Annotated in this window: 1 protein-coding gene; it reads left to right on the top strand. The window is 48.5% G+C overall.

Annotation, left to right across the window (positions count from 1 at the left end; genetic code table 11):
- Nucleotides 1-205: 205 nt before the first annotated feature.
- A partial coding sequence (locus EDM57_RS10275) for a transposase (protein WP_122904678.1) occupies nucleotides 206-1229 on the top strand: 1024 nt, incomplete at its 3' end.

A 1229-nucleotide genomic window follows, 5' to 3' on the forward strand; every position in this document is an offset into this window, starting at 1 on the left:
AATTTCTGAGAGAAAATGTCGTTAAAAAACGCAAGGAATCCCCCCCTCATTGCTAATAAATTCCATCATCTATATTACGCCTTCCGCTTTTTTACTTCAAGAAAATTGATTCATCACCATAACCCGTGCTAGACATTGAAAAAACGTAGATGTTCCTCTATCGTGAAAGTTGTCCAGACCATCACAAGATAGGAGGAAATCTACGTTGTCTAACCAGTTTACCACAGACTTAATCGGCCTTCCATCGTTTCAACTTTCCCATTGGGACAAAACGACTGAAACCGATTGGGTAGTGACTCTCACTCCCAATCCAGCCTCTCATCTGTGTCCTCTCTGCCTGAAAGAGAGCACCAATCATGCTCGCCCAGGGTACCGTCTTCTTCGTCACCGCTTTATTCCTTCATGGGGTACTGTCTGGGTACGTGTTCCTGTATATCGACAACGTTGCCACGATTGCCAGATCACCTGGACTCTCGAATGGGATGGAATTCCCTATCGAGGAACGGCTACTTTTGCGTTTCGTCAAATGGCCGTTGAGTTGTGTCAGAAGAGGGATTTGCTTAGCGTTTCCAAACAACTCGGAATCTGCTATACGACATTGGAACGGTGGTATTACCAACTGGCTCCTCAGCTTCTCGCTAAGCCCCAAGATCATCTTACGCCTACTATGGTCTGTCTGGACGAGTTTGCTCTCCAAAAAGGACACAAGTACGGTGTCAACCTCATGGATGCACAAAGCGGGCATATCTGGCAGGTTACAGAAGGGCGTTCACGTGAGCAGGTTCGTCAGGCTCTCATGAACTGGCCCTTTGCTACGCCTCCACAGGTTGTTGTGACAGACTTGGCTCCTGGAATGGCTGAGACGGTTCGCGGTGTTTGGAAGGATGCCACGGTAGTAGCGGACAAGTTCCACGTCATTCAGCTCTTCTCCAAATCGTTAGAAGCTGCTCGTAAACGTACCCGTTCGCGGGGAACTCATCGCCGGGGTAGACATGAACAACGTCTGCTCCACACATCTCCTGATAAACTGAAACCTGAGGAACAGGAGGAATTGAAAGCCTGGTTCGCTCAAGATCCCCATTTGGAACGCCTTTACAACGCTCTTCAGCACATGAGAACGGTATATGCAGCTCAGACAGAAGAGTCGGGAAAAGAAGCACTCCAACAATGGATAACCGAGCACCTCACATCTCCCACCTCTGCCGTCCGTTCGATTGCAAAAACAATCG

The organism is Brevibacillus gelatini, assembly GCF_003710935.1.
Lineage (GTDB): Bacteria > Bacillota > Bacilli > Brevibacillales > Brevibacillaceae > Brevibacillus > Brevibacillus gelatini.